The sequence below is a fragment of the Oryzophilus luti genome (assembly GCF_059726245.1).
The window spans coordinates 2,393,287-2,409,829 of the sequence record NZ_AP040874.1; the positions used below are offsets into that span (position 1 = coordinate 2,393,287).

Sequence of the window (16,543 nt, forward strand, 5' to 3'; positions counted from 1 at the left end):
GCTATACCCAGTCCGTGAGATACGGGGCAAGCACCCGGGCAATGCCGAGCGGCATTTCATACGGCGTGGCCCCGCTCAACAGAGACACGGGTTCGCGGTTCTCATAGAAATTCGCCACGAACATCAGGATGGCCAACTTGAGATTGGCCGGGACGGACTTTGCATCGGCATAGCCGCACCGGCAGGTGACGGTGACGGCGTTGCGCTGCATGCGATACGCCGGCCAGGTCTTGCCCGGGGCGATGTAGATGCGCGCCGGCTCACTGGCCAGGTCCGCCAGGTAGACGGAAGGATCCAGCGTCTGGCTGGCACCCGCGGGGTCGACGTAGGCAACCGACGCCACCTCGGTGACCGGCGATGGCATCAGCTCAAGGAAAGACTGGCGCGGCCACAACTGCGCGAACCTGCTCTGCGCCGAGTATGGGACCGGAACATTGGTCCCGTTGATGTTCAGACCTGTTTTGTAGCGGCGGTCGCGCTCGATGAAGTCATCGAAATAGACCTCCCAGGTCTGCGGCATGAGCGCCCGGCCGGTCCATTGTTCAACGTGTTCGCGGCCAGCCTGGATCAGCGTCTGCACCAGCGAGGTGTCGCGGGTCATGGTCGCAAGATCATCGACGCGAAGATAGGAGAACGCATCGGGGGCATCCAGCGGCTCACTCGCGGGCGCCACAATGAGTTTGCGCGGCATGGCCTACTTCGACTCCGGAGCGGCTGCGGCCTGCTCCTGGATGACTGCAATCATTGCGTCGCGCTTCATCTTGTTGGGATCGAGCTGAAGCTGATGTACTTCCAGGGCATGAGCTGCGAGCTGGGCCTTGGTCATTTCCTCCACGGCGGGCGCGGAAGGAACAGCCTGCGGATCCGCGTCTCGGGTTTCAAGGCCTGCCATCGTGGCAATGGCCTTCTCGGCCTGCACGTCGCCAGAGGGAACGGCCATTCCGCGCTCGATGAAGCGCACGGCCGTTGCATCCTCCATGTCGACGATAGCGCCGTAAGGATGGTTGTCTTCCGTGCCGGAGAGGCTGGTAAGAAGTTTCACTTTCATGATGTGCTCCAAAAACAGGGAGCCGGAAGCAACCGGCTCCCTTCAGGAGGTCCAAACAGCAAGGAGAGAGGACGCGGCAGGCGCAAGGTTACGCGTGCTGCTGCATGGCGGTAAGGGCCTTGGTGCTGGCCGAGACCAGGCGCGAGTCACCGCGGTACCAGGCCAGGAAGGCAACCTGGTCGGCGGTGGCATACAGCTCGTTCAGGCGGCGCACCACGACGTTGCGGACGTTGCGCACGATGAACTTGTTGAAGTCGCCGAACAGCATGCTGACGTTGCCGGCGGCCACCTTGGCCATCTGCTGGTTGATGACCACGCGCTTGCCGTGCAGCGTGGTGAAGGCTCCGGGGATGGTGGAGTAGTCGAGCAGGTAGCGGCCGTTGTTGTCCTTCAACTTGCGGATGAGGCGCACGGTGTCATCGTTGAGCATGAAGGCGCACTTGGGGTTCTCGCGGTAGGCAGGATCCACGGTGTGCTCGAAATCGATGATCTCGTCGGCGGCGATGGCCGTCGGCGACGCCGTGGTGAGAGCCACTGTGGCGGCAACGGCACAGCCCTGGAACGTGGAGACGCCGCTGCCAGTGGTGTACTTGGCATTGCGGCGGCGACCGAGACGTTCGCCGAGCATGTCACCCAGTTCCGGCTCCAGCGCAATGCCGGTGTCTTCCAGCAACTCAGTCGGAACCAGCACGACTCCGGAACCGATCTTGTACGCATTGAGCTGCGCCGCACCGAACGCCACATCCTGCTCGTTCTGCGCGACGTTGATGGTTTCATCTTCGCCGGTGTTCCCCGTGTCATCCGTGGTGGGCCAGGGGATGGGGTTGCCGCTCGTGGTATTCAACTGGCGGGCAATCTGGAGAACTCCGCCGAATGCCAACTGGGCACGCTCCAGTTCCGCCTGGAATCCCTGCGGAACGGTGTAGCCGCCGGCCGCGCTGGCCAGGCCGAGTGCACGGGTTTCGCGATCGGCTTTGACCTCGATGAAGCCCTTCTTCAAGGTGGAGCGCTGTTCCGGAGACAGTTCGGAATCGCCGTAACGGACGTAGCATTCGAAGGCCGAAGTGTACTTCCGCACTTCCTGGTCGATCTGCTCCTTGCGGGCTTCCTTGCCGTCACCGGACGGAGGCGTGATGGGGTCCTTCTCCGGAGCAGCGGCGAGCTCGCGATCGCGGCGCTCCTGCTTTTCGTAGAGCTCGATGTCCTTGTCGAGCTGGTCAATGTCCTTATCGATCGCTTCGACTTTGGCGCGGACTTCAGGGGTGAGTTTCTTGACGTCCATCTCCTTGCGGCTTTCCGCAATGAGCTTGGCGCGCTCTTCACGCAGTTCTTTCGATTTCAGCATCAACATGATGGTTTCCTCGTAGCGATTTGTGAGCTTCGCGTTCGGTTGCCCGGGCCGGACCTTGCCGGCGGCGTTGCTCTGGTGCGAGGACAGGCGCTCTGCCGAGTGCTTCGTCGCTTCCCGCGCGTGGATACACGGCTGCCGCCGTCCGCCCTGCGCGGGACTCAATCAAACTTGTGGCTAAATGCGTTCGTGGAGCTTCAGGCGCAGCTCCATGCGGTCGCGGAATTCGGCATCGGAGATCTCGGCAGCGCGGTCCTTGCAGCGGCACTCGGGATCGTCGCACTCAGGATCCGAACAATTGGCGCAATCACCGTCCTGGCATTCCTCGCATTCACACTGGCACTCGCCGGCGGCCGCGCGGATCTCACGCGGGATCTCCAGGCCCTCAAAGAGGCGGCTGCGCACGCCGGCCGAGGTAGCCGCATAGGCCGGATAGGTGACAGGCGAGACGTCAAGCAAGTCGACGTCAAACAGCTCGCGGAGGTAGGTGGTGTTGCCGTCCTTGGTGGTCTCCGTCCACTTGTCACTGCGCTTGATGAATCCGAACGAGCTGGCGTCAATATCCCCACGACCGATGGATTCCAGCAGGTCGTTGGCCACCGTGGTGTTGGGAGCGTCGATTTCATAACGCAAGCCCTTCTTGTCGACGGATAGATGCAGCGTTTCGCTCTTGGTGCGGCCGAGGACCTTGTCGGAATCGTGGTTGAAGAGGGCGCGGACGTCCTGCTTCTCCTTGAGCGCCCGATCGAATGCCGTGGGACGGATGATCTCGCTGTACGAGGATCCAATCCTGGTCTCTACGTTGAAGACGGCCGCATAGCCAGTGATGACGGTCGGCTTGTCGCCTTCCCCCTTCCGTACGCGGACTTCGGTTTGCAGAAAACGACGCTCTTGCTTCATGCGGTGAGCTCCTCGTAGCGCGCAATGGCGCGCTCGGCAAAATCAGGGGATAGAGGGTCAGACTCGTTCACCATGCGGAAGCAGAATTCGCCAGGCGTGAACGATGGGGACTTCTCTTTGGCGGTGGTGGCAAGGCAGTAGGAGGTGAAGACCGGAGCAAACGCTTCCGCGATCTTCTCCTGGTCGCGACGCTCCCAGCGGGAGACGCGATTCTGTACATCCTTCAGCCAGGCAACGTGCGCGGACCGGGAGGCCGCGCGAGCGCCGGATTCCGACTGCGGGGCCAGCATACGTCCCTTCTGCGCGGCGAGGACTTCATCCACCTTATCGAGCGGCATGAATCCCTGCTGGATGAAGTAGCGGTCCCCGCCTTCAATGGGATCGAGCTCCTCCCAGTCGCGAATGTCATTGGGAGAGAGAGCCCCGCAAGCCGACAAGCCTCTGTAAAACTCGGCGCGCCCTTTGGCATCGCCGCGCAGAAGACCGTTCAGGTCAAACTTGCAGTAGAGGTCGTCGGTGTTCGGGAAGAGCTTGCGGTCAAACTCCTGCTCGATGGCCTGCACCCAGGGGGCGATGGTGAACTTGACGAAGCTGAGGAAGAAGGCATCAGCACTGGAATGTGTCGCCGTCGCCGTGAGGCCGACCAGAATGTCCGGCACGCGGTAGATGCGCGCTACGTCACCGAGCTGGAAGTTGCGGGTCTCGATGTACTGCGCATCCTTCGGTGGAATGCTGAGTGCGTTCCACTTCAAGTCGCCTGACAAGACGGGGACTTTCCCGTGGTTGCGCGGTCCCGAGAACTTGAGGAACCACTTCTCCTCGAGCTTTTCACGCTGTGTATCGGTCAGCTTGGTGGCTGTTGAAAGGAACCCGGATGGCCGGGAGCTATTACCGAAGAACGAAGCGCCGGCCGATTCAGCCGCGAGTGCCAGGCCCACGGCCTGGCGATGCTGCGCAATGGGAGAAAGCCCGACAATGCCATCGAGCGACAGGCACGGAACGTGGATGACGTCAGAACAATCGAGCACGTCGACCGTGCTGTTACGGCGCGTGACACGATAGACGGTGCGCTCGCCGTCAAGGGCCTGGAAGATCTGCACCGAAGAGGGATGCAACAACCGCAGGAACTTTACCCGGTTGGCGCCATCGCGAACGATCTCCACATAGAGATTCCCGTACAGCAGCACACACGTCATCATCGCGACGCGGAAGCTGTAGGAGGTCATGGCGGCGTTCGGCTCAGAGTGCAGCAGGTAGTGCTCCGCGCGATCGCGCGCCACGGTCTTCTTGTCGCCGTCGCGGCGGAACACGTCCCAGGGAACTTGCGCGATGGTCTGGGCGAGGACGTTGACGCACGCATAGACGGCGGAGCATTTGAGGGCGCTGCGCTCCGAGACGGCCATGCCCGATTCAGTCGGATGCGTACCGAAGGCGTCATAGAGCCACCCGATCGGGGCGGCCAGAGACGAAAGCTCACCATCGCGGTGTTCCACGGAGCTGACGAAGATTCCCATGGCTACTTGGTTTCCTTATCAACGCCACGCGAGGCGGCGATTCCAAGACGAATGAAGACAAGGCCTGCAGCGGCCAGCCCCGCGGGACGGTACACGAGAGCCGCAGCCGCGATCAGGAGGAGATAGCCCGTGCAAACGAGCCAATCAGCTTTCGTCATATTTCGCTTTCTACTTGTGCGAGAAGTCGTTTCTGCATGAGCTTGAGGCGATCGGCCGGGGTAAGCGACTTCTCCGCCTCTTCCTGTTCGTCGTTTCCGCCGATGGCGTCGATATCCGGGGCGTCGCCGGATTCCGGCAACAGCCAGGCGATGGATTCGGCCATGATGAAGGCCGCGGCACCGTCGATCTTGGATTCAAGGTTCTGGCGGTCGGGTACGGTGGAATCCTTGCCAACCTTGCGGGCGATGACGTTGGACATCATCCAGGCGAGGACCGGATCGCCGTCATGGTGGACGGTCTCAGACCGGGTGAGCTTTTCAATCTGGCGCATGGCCGGCGAGAGGCGCTCCGCCGTCTGGTCGATCTTGACGAACTCGATGCCCTGATCCCAGCGCTCATCCTGCTTTACGAACTGCACGAGCGGCGGCGCGTGATGCGGATCGTAGGCGACGGCCTTGATCTGGAAGTTCTCCGAATCATCGATCAGGTCATCCTTGACGAGCGGATAGTCGGTTACGTTCCCGCTGGTCTTGGTGAGCCACCCGTCCTCGACCCAAGGAACGTAGTGCTGGTGCTTACGCTCCTCAACGCGCGCAGCGTTGAGGTAGTGCTTGGTGAACAGATACTGGTGGGCCACGCCGTCGACGTTCCGCTGGAAGAGATAGACCTTGGAGCAGATGTCGATTTCATCGGCGAGGTCGAGGGCGATGATGCAAGGCTCGTTGCGGAAATCCTCCAGCTTCAATGCGTAATCCGCACAGGATTTCCACCGCTCAGGATCGAGCCAGGCCTCGCGGGTATTCGTCCAGACGTTAAGCTGCTTGTTCTTGAAGTCATTCTGCTTCTCAACGAACTTGATCGCGGAGCGCTGATCGTCGAGCAGCTTCTGCTTGTCGACGGTGATGCCCAGCGATGGCTGCGCCTTGACCAGAGCGGCTTCGGTGGTCCAGTCATCTTCCGGATCGATGGTATAGACGATGCCGAAAGTGCGCTCTTCAACGACCGTGCCGGCGAGGATCTTCTCAACCTGCTCCTGCGTTTTGTAGCAGGGGCTGGAGATGTCACTGCCGGCGGTGGTGATGATGAGCAGCAAGGGATTGGAGCGCGCCGCCATGCCCTGGTACATGGCGTTATAGAGCTCATAGGTCCGATGCTCGTGAAATTCCTCGAGGGCCGCGCAACTGGGCGAGTCGCCGTCGCCAGGGCGCGCAATGACCGGCTTGAGAAGCGAGCCGTCATCGTCCTTGACCAGGCTCTTGACGTTGACCTTGATGCCAAAGGCCTTCTGCAGCGATCGCGACTTGAGGACCATGGCGCGCGCCGTGCGAAACGCCGTGCGCTTGGCCTGGTCGAGCGATGTGGCGCCAATGTAGACCTCGGCAGCATATTCACCGTCGGCGCAGAACTTGTAGAGCTCAATGCCGGCACAGACGGTGGTTTTTGCCGCCTTGCGCGGGACGCAAATGTAGGCGATGCGAAAACGGTACCGCGTTGGGCGATCACGCTCCACCCAGCCGAAGAGCGAACTGACAATGAACGTCCAGGACGGCGTCAGCTCGATGAGTTCGCCGCGCTGCGCCCACTCACCCTTGACGTGCGGCAAAGCCTCGATGAATTCGCAGGCGCGGGCAGCCGACTCCGGGTCGAACACGTAATCGAACTGCTCCCACCGAGACCGCTCGAGGTCATGCAGATGCCTCTGGCATGCCTGCTTAACCTGCCTGCAAGCCGGGATCGAACCATCTATGACACGCTCGGCATACCGCTTGGAGATGACCGCATAGTCCTTGCGGATGGACGAGAGGATCTCGTCGAGCTCCGCGGAATGGCTACTGGGTGCGGCGGGCGCGGGCTTGCTGCGCGAGGCGGCTAAAGGTGTCGGTTGACTCTTGCTTTTTGGTCGACGGGGCATTGATGCGTGAGCGATCGGCTGGTGTCCAGCCCATGAGGCTCAGAAACGACTTGACGAGGCCGTATTCGGCCGCCTTCAGGTTCTCGGGCGGGACAAGCTTGCCCGATGCGTCCTCGTAATTGCCGCGGTGACGAGAAATCAGGCGGCAATAGAGCTCGAGCAGGACGCGGTCCAGGTTGGTGAGCACCCCCTCGGGAGTGTTCAGCGCAACCTCCTCCCAGGCGGCCCGCTCGCCGGCGTTGAACCACTCGGGCGGCTTCCCGAGAGGACCGGTTGCCACAGGCTCATTCTCCCGGGCCGCAGCTCGCTGGGGATCGTGCTCAAAGGCCCCACGGGCCTTCAGAATTACAGTTGGGGTGCGAGGCCGTGCCATGTTATGTCGCCCCGTCCAGGGCCGCTATACGGGCAGCCAATGGCCAATCCACCGCTTCGGCGGCCCTGGCGAGAATTTGAAAAACGTGAATTTTGCGGATGTGGAAATGGGACTGAACGGGGCGGTCAACGTGCGGCCGCGCCAGAGATCCACCCCACCCCCGGGTCACAGTCTTCCGCCTTTTCCCCCAAGGGAGTCATGGCACTCACCGCATAGGGCCTGCAGGTTGGATTCGTCATACTTGGAGCCGCCGTCGACCAGGCGTCGCACATGGTGGGGGTCCGTGGCCTTGCGTCTGCAGCCTTTGCTGGATTCACACGATGGATGCCGGCGGAGATAGTCGGCTGCGAACTCTCGCCACCGCCTGTCATAGCCGCGCGCAGCCGAACTGGGGCGCTCGCGCTTACGCTGACGGTGCTCATCACAGCGTGTCCGGTCTGTGAGCCGGTGACAGCCAGGCTCTAAGCATGGCTGCTTGGGACGGAGGGGCATTCGCTGCAGCTCGCAATCAATCGGTCAATGATGGTGCATCCCGAGCCGAGCCCCAGCGCCCAGATGCCGCTTGGGTCTCCGGCTTTGAATTCGTCCTTCAGCATGCGAGCCATTCTCACGCGCACTCGCAGCAACATCACCCGGGTTTGTAGCTGGTCGTGACGGACCGTTCGCACGTTTCCATGCGTCCCGCACTCCGACCTGCTGTCTCCGATTTCGCGCGTGAATGGTCGTCCACAGATCTCGCATAGCTTGAGTTCGAGGCTCACGTATGACGCTCCATCCGTCGGCGTCCACATGGTCAGGCGCTCATCTCGCCGGAAACCGGGAATTCACTCTGCGGCACAATTCGGTCACAGATGCTCGGCTTGCGAAACTCCCTGATTTTCTGCCGTGCCGCGCGGCGCCTGCCTGGGCTCACGTATCCGGACGCGTGCACCGGCTCGCCTACGGAAGCCATCATGTCGGAGTAGAGGATGGTGGTCGGGCTGAGTGCGGATCCACTGGGTGGCGGCGGAGGCGGAAGCAGCCGTATCGCGACCAGGTGCTTCCCGTTATAGACGGAGGTAGCTACCATGGCGACCAGGTACCGCTTCGCATCGTGCTCGTCGATGTACTGCATGTGGTTGTCGCGCTCATCGCGCAATGAGACCTTGGTTCGTGTGTTTCTCACGCCATTCCCCGAATGAAGGCAATAAAAAACGCCCAGCGCCGTGAGCGGTGGGCGTGAAACTCGTTTTAAACGTACTGATCCCAGGACGGTCAGAAGATCAACTGCGGATCTTCCGAGTCCCTCTACGCGTGGAAGGCCTTTCAAGGGCGCGCCTGGTTAACCAGGTTGAAGCTCAGCAACGGTTGTGTGCTCCAGAGTAGTCTGTTTGACGGGCTGCTTGTCAACCCCCAGTTGAGAACCACGCATCAGCGGCGTCACGCTGCTACCTTCTTTGAACGGCAGCTTGCGTTCTCGATCCCGTAATTTGCGACCAGGACTTCGGCGGCCTTCTTAGAACTGCGCCCTCTTCCAGCCATCGTGTAAAGCACGCGTTCCTCTCGGATCTGAAAATGATGCTTTGACGCCAGCCCGCGAATCTCGGGACAGTCATCGAAGCTCATCAGAAACTTCCCATCGATCCGTGCGAGTCTTTCAAACAGAGCCACGCGCCGTTCTCCCGTGAGTGGTTCATATCTTCCGTTGCTTTCAAACTGCACATAGGGAGGGTCCAGATAGAAAAACGTGGCCGGGCTGTCATATCGCTCGATGATCTTCTCCCAGTCACGCTGCTCGATCAGCACATTGCGCAGGCGTTCGGCTGTTGCCTGGAAAATCTCAAGAATTCGATCAAGCGAGTGCTTGACCTTCGGGCTTACGGCGCTCGCGCTGGCAAAGTGTTCGCCCTTCGCTCCGAAGGAGAACCACACCAGGTAGGCGAACCGAAGCGCACGGGATATTTCGTCGACCGGAACCGCATCGGACTCCCGTAACTCGCGGAACCGCCCTGCGTGGATCAGCTCACGCTCCATCAGCTCCGCCAGTTCAGCGGGACGATGCTTGCAGATGCGGAAGAAGTTAATCAGGTCCTCGTTCGTGTCGTTCAACACCTCAAACTTTGATGGGGCCTTGGAAAACAGGAGTTTCGCCGAACCCGCGAACGGCTCGGCATACAGCGTGTGAGATGGAATCAGCTCGAGCAACGTGCGCGCCAACGCGCGCTTTCCGCCCGGCCATGCAATCGGTGAATTCATTCTTTGACCGTAGCTCGCGGAAATTGACCGAGCCTAGATGCCGAGTTTGGTTCACACGTCAGCACCCTGCTGGATTAGTGTTTCCGCTCGAGAATCCAGACAATTAGGGTCGCGACGACCCACAAAATGAATGCGACAGGCAACGCATAGACGAGCCCCCGAAACGCGCCCCCTGCCGGAACACGATTTCTGCCCATTTACACTTTAGTGGTTACTTGTTCGCGTTTGTGACAGGAACAGCCTGGCTCAACGCGGCTAGACTCATCTACCCATCACAGTTATTACGGCGTGCGACTAAACTTTCATTCGCAATCCTCTGCTTTTGTTGTTGCAGTTGCTGTTGCTCTTTCTTCCCTCTACCTTGCATTTCTTTGATCCGTACTCTTCCCTTTGGCATGAAGCTTGCGATCGTCTCTCCTGGCGGTAGCGGGGTTGCTCGAAGGGGCGGAGCCCCTTCGAAACTTGAAAGCCGTTGATCCGTCGCGAAGCGACGCACCTTAACAGAGAACAGGGCGAAGCCCGATGACGGCGTAGCCGGCCACCGCACTAATCCACAGACGAAATGAACCTGAAATCAAGAGACTGTTCTTTATAGAGAGCGAAGCATACAGGGGGAAATAACAACCATTGCTTCTTGCCATATTCCAATCTCGGTTTCTGCGCGCACTCCATCGGGCTTCTTCCGGAAAGTGCTTCTCGGTTTTTGCGCGTATGTTTTTCCCGATTTCCACATTTGTGCAAATTCCTCTGCATACTCTAGTTCGCACCGTCCGGACTGCAAACAATAGTTCGCACCTCCCAGGGCGGCATTACGAACTTGAGTTCGCACCTGCGAAAGCCCCTTCTTGCTAAGTGGCAGTGTTTCCGGTGCAGCATGCAAAAAGAGGCCGGAGACACTTCGCCTCCGGCCTTTCTTCGTTGCTCCTGAATTGTCGTTTCTTGTTTTCTACCCTGGCGACTGCTCGGGAAAGATCAGATCGATGGCTTCCCGCGGAATGCTTGCAGAGGCCATCTCCGCGCGGCACTCTCGCCAGAACGTCTCGAGGGTCCGCATTGTCCCCACAAACTCCCGCAGCTTCCGCCCGTGGATGGCGGCTACCATCTCCCACCAGAGTTCGTCGCGCAGCCGGTTCCTCTGCGCCACTTGCAACATGCGTTCTGTCTCAGCCACTGCAATCGTCTGGTCGATCAGGCGATCGCCAACGTAGATCAGCCGGTTCGGCGGCTGCTTGTATATCCCGTCCTGGCGGCGCCCTTTTTGCTGCGCAATCTGGAAGAGAACAACTTCTCCCTGCCGCAACTCGGCCTTGCCGTGCCGCGAGTGCTTCGAGCGCCATTGGCTCACTGATCGAAGGGCCGCCCGCACGGCATCGATGCCCAACCCTGTCTCGCTTGCGATGCTCTCCAGGGGAATTTCGATTTCGGGCCTGGTCAGCTTCCCGCGTTTGTCCACGTGGAAGATGCCGCGCCTGGCTAGAACCCTTAGCACGCTTCGGGTGTTGGGTTTGAATGGAGCCCGTGGATCACTGATCCAGCCTGGGGCCACATCGTATCCGGAGGCCCTCTTCGCATCCTCCAGGTAGTCGTGGAGCTTCACATTCTCCTGCAGCTCCGCCGTGCTTGGCGGCCAGTAATACTTCGCTTGGATCTTTGGCGGATGCTTGCCCTCGGCAACCAGGTGATATGTATTGGCGCCGGCGAAATGCTCCTGCACCTTCACAATCGGAGCCATGCGTGCCAGGTTCCGTGCCACCGTGCTCGTTGATAGGTACCCTGCGGCCGCAGCGATCCGCGCCTGGCTCACCGGCCCCGTTGTGGATTTCTCTCGGGTCGGCTCGGGGATAGCGCGTGTGGCCTGCAGAGCTCCTGCCATGCGTAACGCCGCGCTCTTGTCCTTCTGCGCTCTCACGCGGGCCTTCGGGGCCTTGTGCGCAGTGAACTCCTTGCCTCGCAGGTGAAAGAGCCATCGCGGCAGAAACTCCGTGGCGCTCTTCCGCACGCCGTATCGGCGCAACGCCGGAGGCACCCCTGCCTGGCGCTGCTCTTCCTTCGTTGGCGCGCTTCCGTGTTGGCCCGTGCGTGCGATTGGTTCGTATCCCTCTGCCACGTTGTAATCAGATCCCATTTAGTATAAGTGCCCCTGTCTAGTACTCCAGCACCACCCAGCCGGCCACCCGTACTTTTCCAGGTTCCGGATAATCGATCATGCCGGCGGAACGCAGCCCTCCCAGGTTGTTGCTGTAGGCGCTGCTGGTGTGGCTCGCACCCGCCAAATCCGCCAGCGCCGCCTTCTCCAGCGCGTGCGGATATTTCTCCGCTAGAACCTCCAAAATGCGTCCTTGTGGCCCGCTCACAATCCCCTTGCAGCGCTCCAGCATCTCCCGCGCGTCGCGCGGAGGATACACGTCGGGCGCCGCGGCACGTCCGCAATCCGTCAGTGCCACATTGCCAGGCGTCGGGTAATCGATCATGCCGGCAGAACGCAACGTGCCCAGGTTGTTGCTGTAGGCGCTGCTGGTGTGGCTGGAACCCGCCAGGGCCGCCACCCACTTCTTGGAGACCTCCACCCTTCCAATTGCCTCGAACTGCGCCAGAGCGGACAGAATGCGCGTCTGTGGCCCGCTCAGCGTGTTGTCTGTAACTTTCACCGGCCCGGCCTTGGGGCTTCGAACTTCGTTCCCCCGCCCCAAGGAGGTTGGCCGAGCCGGCATTTCACGCACGCTCTCTTGCACGTGCGTAAAAACGTAATCTTTGATCGGCTTATCGAGAGACGGAACGTCGATGGATTGCAGCGAACTTTTAACTGTCTCGCTCAACGTCACAGCGGACCGGACCATCGCGTCACGATAACCCTGTATCTGTGTCGCCCATGCCCTGTCCCGCTTTTCGATGGCGTCCGTCACGGCCTTTGCCGCAGTGGCCTTCATGGCATCCACGTCGACGGCTGGTTTTGCCCGCTGGGCGTCCATCAGCTCGCGCTTGAGCTGGCGTACCTCTCTCTGGAGATCCTCAATCGTGCGCGTCTTCTGTTCAGCCGCCGCCGGCAGGTCCGCGAGCTGAGGCAACAGCGCGCGGATCTTCTCCGGTGCCGGCGGAGGCTCGGTCGCGTGCTTTGAGGATCCCGCCTGCGGATGCGGCGTCTCCACCTGCCCAACTTTGAATAGCAACCGCTCCTTGGAAATCGCCCGGCCGAAACCAAAGAACCACCCCGGATCCATGGTGCGCATCTGTTGCGAGACTGAGCGCTTGTCCTCTCTGGAAACGCTCAGCAGCTCGAGCGCGCGCTTCACGTCGATGTCTTCAAACGTGCCGCCCACCAGGCGGTTCAACAGCATCGAGGTTGCGTCCTTCTTCACCTTCGCCAGGCGTTGCGTTGCCCATACCGCGCAGAACCCGCGCTTGCGGCCGCGCGTGGTCAGCGAGACCATCGCCTCCGACGCCACGCTCTTGTCTTCCTCCGGACAGAACATCTGTGCCTCGTCCACCACCACCACGCATGGATGCCAGAGTTTCTTCGGCGCATTGATCATGGCGTCCAGGAAGCGCTGCACCCACACGTGCCGCTCGCTCGGCTTCATCTCATACAGGTCGCACACGGCCGAAGCCCGCAACTCCAGTAGCTTCTCCGCCAGCATCTCGGCCGAACGGGTGTCCGCGGGCGTCTCGCCGCCGGCACCGACCAGGACAAAGTCATACTTCGCACGGAGCGTCGCAAACTCGCCCTCGGGATCGATGACGAGGATCTGCACCTTGCCGTAAAGCTGCTCAATCAGTTTGCGCAGCAGCCAGCTCTTTCCGGCGCCTGAGTTCGCCTGGATGAGCAGGCGCGTGACCAGCAGCGTCTCCAGGTCAAAGCCGACAGCCTTGCCGTTCACCTCGCCGATCGTGATCTTCATTCCCCCGTCCTCCAGGTACGCGCCGTCACTACACCACCGTCTTTCTCACATTCGTGCGAGTACCCCGACGGAATAAATGATGTGCAGAGCGGGCACAGCATCCCAATCCCCTCAACAGAGACCTGGCACTTCCCTTTCGTCAGTACGGTCACGGCCTTGATCTTTCCGCGTTCGTTCACTGCGCTCGTTCTCCCCTCGGCTGAAGAGCCCGGAGGCTCGCGCCCAAGTCAGCGGCCTTCCCCTTCAGCTCATCAAGCTTCTGAGCCGCCTCCGTGCTGTCGAGCTCGATCTTCACACTTATGGCTCCTCCATCGCTCACGCCAGTTCGTTCGAGTTTCTTCATGACCATCAACATCCACCAGTACAGTGCGCTGCCTCCGACGAGTATCATCACCACGCCGAGGAGACTTCCGCGCCCGGCGTTCACCCCGGCCAGGAATGCATAGGTCACGGCCAGGATCATCCGCGTGCGCAGCATCAGCTTCTTCGTTCTCCAGCTCATCCTCTCGTCCCCCAATGCCCCGGTGCATCGTGATACCGCTTCAACCCCGGATCGGTGATGTAGTGCGGATATGGCCGCAGGCTGCAGGTGCACGGCGGGGCAATCCATATCACTCTCCGAGGAACCTTCTCGCGCTCCTCCGTGGCCGTGCGGCGCTCCAGCTCAGCTTGCTGGCGCCGAACGTAATCCTGTTGCCGCTCTCCATGCCGCCGTGCCATTCGTCGCTCCTTGATCACTTATGAACCACTCCGGGGTGCCGGAAATCCCCGGGGACTGCGCTATCGGCCAAACTCCGATGTGTGAGCTCGTCGTGTCTTATCTGCTTGGTCACCGTGCTCCGGCTTGCCCCGGCGGGTGGCCTTGAATCCTCCACCCGGTCCCGTTTTACCCACGTCGAACGGGAAGCATCTCCTCCGCAGCTCACAGCCATGGCCTTCTCGGGTGGAATCTCTTACGATTTCGCCGCGTCAGCCGCAACAGTCTCGGACGCTGTTGTTTCCTCCGTGGTTGCGACGGCCGCTGCGGCGCTCTCGGTGCTGGAAGCCTCCGGCACGTCACTGCTGCTCGCATCAGTCGAGGCAGTGTCAGCGCTTGGCGCAAGCTTTGTAATGGACATGCTGATTCCGCTGCTGATGCTGATGCTGTCGTCGCCACCCCGCGAGGAATACCCGGAGAGGCTCACGGATATATCTTCCTGAGCGGAGAATTTCCTGACGCTCACCGCGCACAACGCGTCGTCTGTCCGGCGCGCCAGCTCGCTCAATTCGTTCATCACTGCTTCTTTTGATCCGTACAACGACACACTAAAACTCATGAGTTTCTCCTTGTCTCCTGTTTGTTCCGACCGTGGCGGCGACCGGCAATGGTGTTCGCTCCGCCAAGCGCGCTTGAATTTGCTAGCGCCTGCCGCCGATCGGCGCCGGGTACCACCACAACAGCCAACGCAACAGTCTCGAGCCCACCGTCTGCCTCTCCGTGTTATGCTTGGCCTGCAATTGAGCCAGGCGTTCTGGTCTGGGCCGGCGACGGGGTGCCACCCGCTGTCGGCCTTTGCATTTGTCGAGAGGCATTTCCGGAGCCCCTCGCATGTAGTCCTGCATCTCCTCTCCTTTCCCCGTCCTCACTGCGCACCGCCCCGCGCGCACCGGCTGCAAAGATTCGGACGCACCCAGATGCAGCCGCCCGCGCACGGAGTCAGCTCGGTGCATCCGCACACAGCGCACTGGTGCAGGGCGCCAGTCTTTAGTGCGCCATAGAACTCGCTGACCATCTGCTCCGCTTCCTGCACCTGTTCGTCCGTAACATCCAGAACCGGTTGGTCGTCTGGAAACAGGAGCTCATCCCGCGCGCCATCCATGTCGAGCATTGGATCGGTCAAATACACTGCTGCTGCAACTCCGTACACGTCGCCCTCCCTCCCCTCAGCCGTTCATCGAGATCGATACGTTCTCGCGCCGTGAGGTCTGTCGTTCCACGTCCCTTGCACGATTCACAAACGCGCACCCGGTACGGCTGCATCGCGTCCGGAATCAGTCCAGTTTGATTGCATGCGGGACAGCGCCACTTGAATCGCTTGTGCCTCATCGCGCATTCCTTGGCACCGCCTTCGCGTTCTCTCGACGGATCTGCGCTTGTTCGCGTTCGGCCGCGATGTGCTCATCCAGGGCGCGCCCGGCCTCGGCCCAGCTCCCACAGCGGCCACTCTCCCACCCGCATGCACACACCACGAACGGCTGGTAACTGTGTCCGTCGCTGACATAGGTTGCCTGCTGTACTCCGTGCCCCGAACTCATAGCAGCTCCTTGCAGCGCTCGTAATAGTTGCGAACGTGGTCGCGCGAGATGCCGAGGCGTTTTGCCGCGTGCGTCTTGTTGCCTTTGGTTTCCTTCAACACCACTTCCAACATCGCGGCGCGCAGAAGGCGCTGCTGTTCGGTGTAGTTGAAGTTTTCTTTGAACATCTCGCGGACCGCATCCTTCAACTTCAGCCGCGCGGATTCACTCGGCCGGCGATAGACCTTGGGGACTTTCTTTTGCACCTGGCTCATGCGGCATTCACCGTCCCTTCCGGCCTGTTGCGCCGTTCGCGCGCACGTTGCTTGCTGTCAGCCCGGCAGTAGACGCATTCGCGCACACGCCCGCGCACCATTGGCAACTTGTGGCCGCGCTCACAGCGGAAGACGTCGCCGCGCTTCGCCAGCGAGACGCTCTTTGCCTTCCGCGCACGTTGGTGCACGCTGCAGAACAGCGTGCGGTTGTACCGGCTCAGAAGCGTGCAGCAGCCCGCATGAGCGCAACGGCGCTTTGGCTCCGCCGGAATCACAATGTCCAGATCGGTGATCTCGACAAAGTTGTGAAGTCCAGCGAATACGATCCTGGGAGGGTGTGCGATCATTGGCCGCCACCTTTCCCCATCTCAATCGCCCGCTTACAGCGCCGCTCAAACTTCGTGAGTGCTTCGGCGGCCTGCGCGTCGGACAGGTACCCGCCCGGCTTGTGCATGTCGATGCGCCACTGGACGGAGAGCACCGCGCCTTCCAGGCACGCCGTCAGCTCACCAATCAGCTCGTCCTTCTCCCAACTCATGGCCGCTCTCCATTCCTGGTCAGCACAATCGTGTAGCCCTCGCGTAACGTCCCTGCAAAACAGCCGAGTGT

The 16,543-nt window shown here is 60.9% G+C and carries 19 protein-coding genes; all 19 read right to left on the minus strand.

Features of this window, described 5'->3' with window-relative positions; genetic code table 11:
• Position 1: 1 nt before the first annotated feature.
• Complete coding sequence (locus AC6IZO_RS10225) at positions 2–691, minus strand: head-tail connector protein (RefSeq protein WP_497804696.1); 690 nt, start codon at positions 689–691, stop codon at positions 2–4.
• Between the two features lie 3 nt (positions 692–694).
• Positions 695–1,048: a hypothetical protein gene (locus AC6IZO_RS10230; protein WP_497804697.1), complete on the minus strand. Its 354-nt coding sequence runs from the start codon at positions 1,046–1,048 to the stop codon at positions 695–697.
• An 88-nt stretch (positions 1,049–1,136) separates the two neighbouring features.
• Positions 1,137–2,399 carry a phage major capsid protein gene (locus AC6IZO_RS10235; protein WP_497804698.1) on the minus strand — a complete coding sequence of 421 codons (1,263 nt, stop codon included), beginning with the start codon at positions 2,397–2,399 and terminating at the stop codon, positions 1,137–1,139.
• Positions 2,400–2,573: 174 nt separating this feature from the next.
• A complete protein-coding gene (locus AC6IZO_RS10240) occupies positions 2,574–3,296 on the minus strand; it encodes an HK97 family phage prohead protease (RefSeq protein WP_497804699.1) in 723 nt (240 codons plus the stop codon).
• A complete protein-coding gene (locus tag AC6IZO_RS10245; protein WP_497804700.1) occupies positions 3,293–4,810 on the minus strand; it encodes a phage portal protein in 1,518 nt (505 codons plus the stop codon). Before AC6IZO_RS10245 ends, AC6IZO_RS10240 begins: the two co-directional genes overlap by 4 nt.
• Before the next feature lie 2 nt (positions 4,811–4,812).
• Positions 4,813–4,968 carry a hypothetical protein gene (locus AC6IZO_RS10250; RefSeq protein ID WP_497804701.1) on the minus strand — a complete coding sequence of 52 codons (156 nt, stop codon included), beginning with the start codon at positions 4,966–4,968 and terminating at the stop codon, positions 4,813–4,815.
• Positions 4,965–6,620, minus strand: coding sequence for a terminase large subunit (locus tag AC6IZO_RS10255; RefSeq protein ID WP_497804702.1), 1,656 nt, complete (start codon positions 6,618–6,620; stop codon positions 4,965–4,967). The genes AC6IZO_RS10250 and AC6IZO_RS10255 overlap by 4 nt, the downstream gene beginning before the upstream one ends.
• A 178-nt stretch (positions 6,621–6,798) precedes the next feature.
• Positions 6,799–7,161 (minus strand): hypothetical protein, encoded by a 363-nt coding sequence (locus AC6IZO_RS10260; protein ID WP_497804703.1) that lies wholly within the window; start codon positions 7,159–7,161, stop codon positions 6,799–6,801.
• 258 nt (positions 7,162–7,419) lie between these two features.
• Entirely contained in the window at positions 7,420–7,746 is a 327-nt protein-coding gene (locus AC6IZO_RS10265; RefSeq protein WP_497804704.1) for an HNH endonuclease signature motif containing protein, read from the minus strand.
• A gap of 301 nt (positions 7,747–8,047) precedes the next feature.
• A complete protein-coding gene (locus AC6IZO_RS10270; RefSeq protein ID WP_497804705.1) occupies positions 8,048–8,419 on the minus strand; it encodes a hypothetical protein in 372 nt (123 codons plus the stop codon).
• A gap of 254 nt (positions 8,420–8,673) precedes the next feature.
• Positions 8,674–9,489, minus strand: coding sequence for a DNA adenine methylase (locus AC6IZO_RS10275; RefSeq protein ID WP_497804706.1), 816 nt, complete (start codon positions 9,487–9,489; stop codon positions 8,674–8,676).
• 946 nt (positions 9,490–10,435) lie between these two features.
• Positions 10,436–11,209: a hypothetical protein gene (locus AC6IZO_RS10280; RefSeq protein ID WP_497804707.1), complete on the minus strand. Its 774-nt coding sequence runs from the start codon at positions 11,207–11,209 to the stop codon at positions 10,436–10,438.
• A 424-nt stretch (positions 11,210–11,633) separates the two neighbouring features.
• A complete protein-coding gene (locus tag AC6IZO_RS10285; RefSeq protein ID WP_497804708.1) occupies positions 11,634–13,385 on the minus strand; it encodes a helicase HerA domain-containing protein in 1,752 nt (583 codons plus the stop codon).
• A gap of 175 nt (positions 13,386–13,560) precedes the next feature.
• Positions 13,561–13,887 (minus strand): hypothetical protein, encoded by a 327-nt coding sequence (locus AC6IZO_RS10290; RefSeq protein WP_497804709.1) that lies wholly within the window; start codon positions 13,885–13,887, stop codon positions 13,561–13,563.
• Positions 13,888–14,338: 451 nt separating this feature from the next.
• Positions 14,339–14,659, minus strand: coding sequence for a hypothetical protein (locus AC6IZO_RS10295; RefSeq protein ID WP_497804710.1), 321 nt, complete (start codon positions 14,657–14,659; stop codon positions 14,339–14,341).
• A gap of 348 nt (positions 14,660–15,007) precedes the next feature.
• Positions 15,008–15,292: a hypothetical protein gene (locus AC6IZO_RS10300; protein WP_497804711.1), complete on the minus strand. Its 285-nt coding sequence runs from the start codon at positions 15,290–15,292 to the stop codon at positions 15,008–15,010.
• A gap of 384 nt (positions 15,293–15,676) precedes the next feature.
• Positions 15,677–15,934, minus strand: coding sequence for a helix-turn-helix domain-containing protein (locus AC6IZO_RS10305; RefSeq protein WP_497804712.1), 258 nt, complete (start codon positions 15,932–15,934; stop codon positions 15,677–15,679).
• The gene (locus tag AC6IZO_RS10310) at positions 15,931–16,281 is read right to left on the minus strand and encodes a hypothetical protein (RefSeq protein ID WP_497804713.1); all 351 of its coding nucleotides are present in this window, start codon (positions 16,279–16,281) and stop codon (positions 15,931–15,933) included. The genes AC6IZO_RS10305 and AC6IZO_RS10310 overlap by 4 nt, the downstream gene beginning before the upstream one ends.
• Complete coding sequence (locus AC6IZO_RS10315) at positions 16,278–16,472, minus strand: hypothetical protein (RefSeq protein WP_497804714.1); 195 nt, start codon at positions 16,470–16,472, stop codon at positions 16,278–16,280. Before AC6IZO_RS10315 ends, AC6IZO_RS10310 begins: the two co-directional genes overlap by 4 nt.
• Positions 16,473–16,543: the final 71 nt, after the last annotated feature.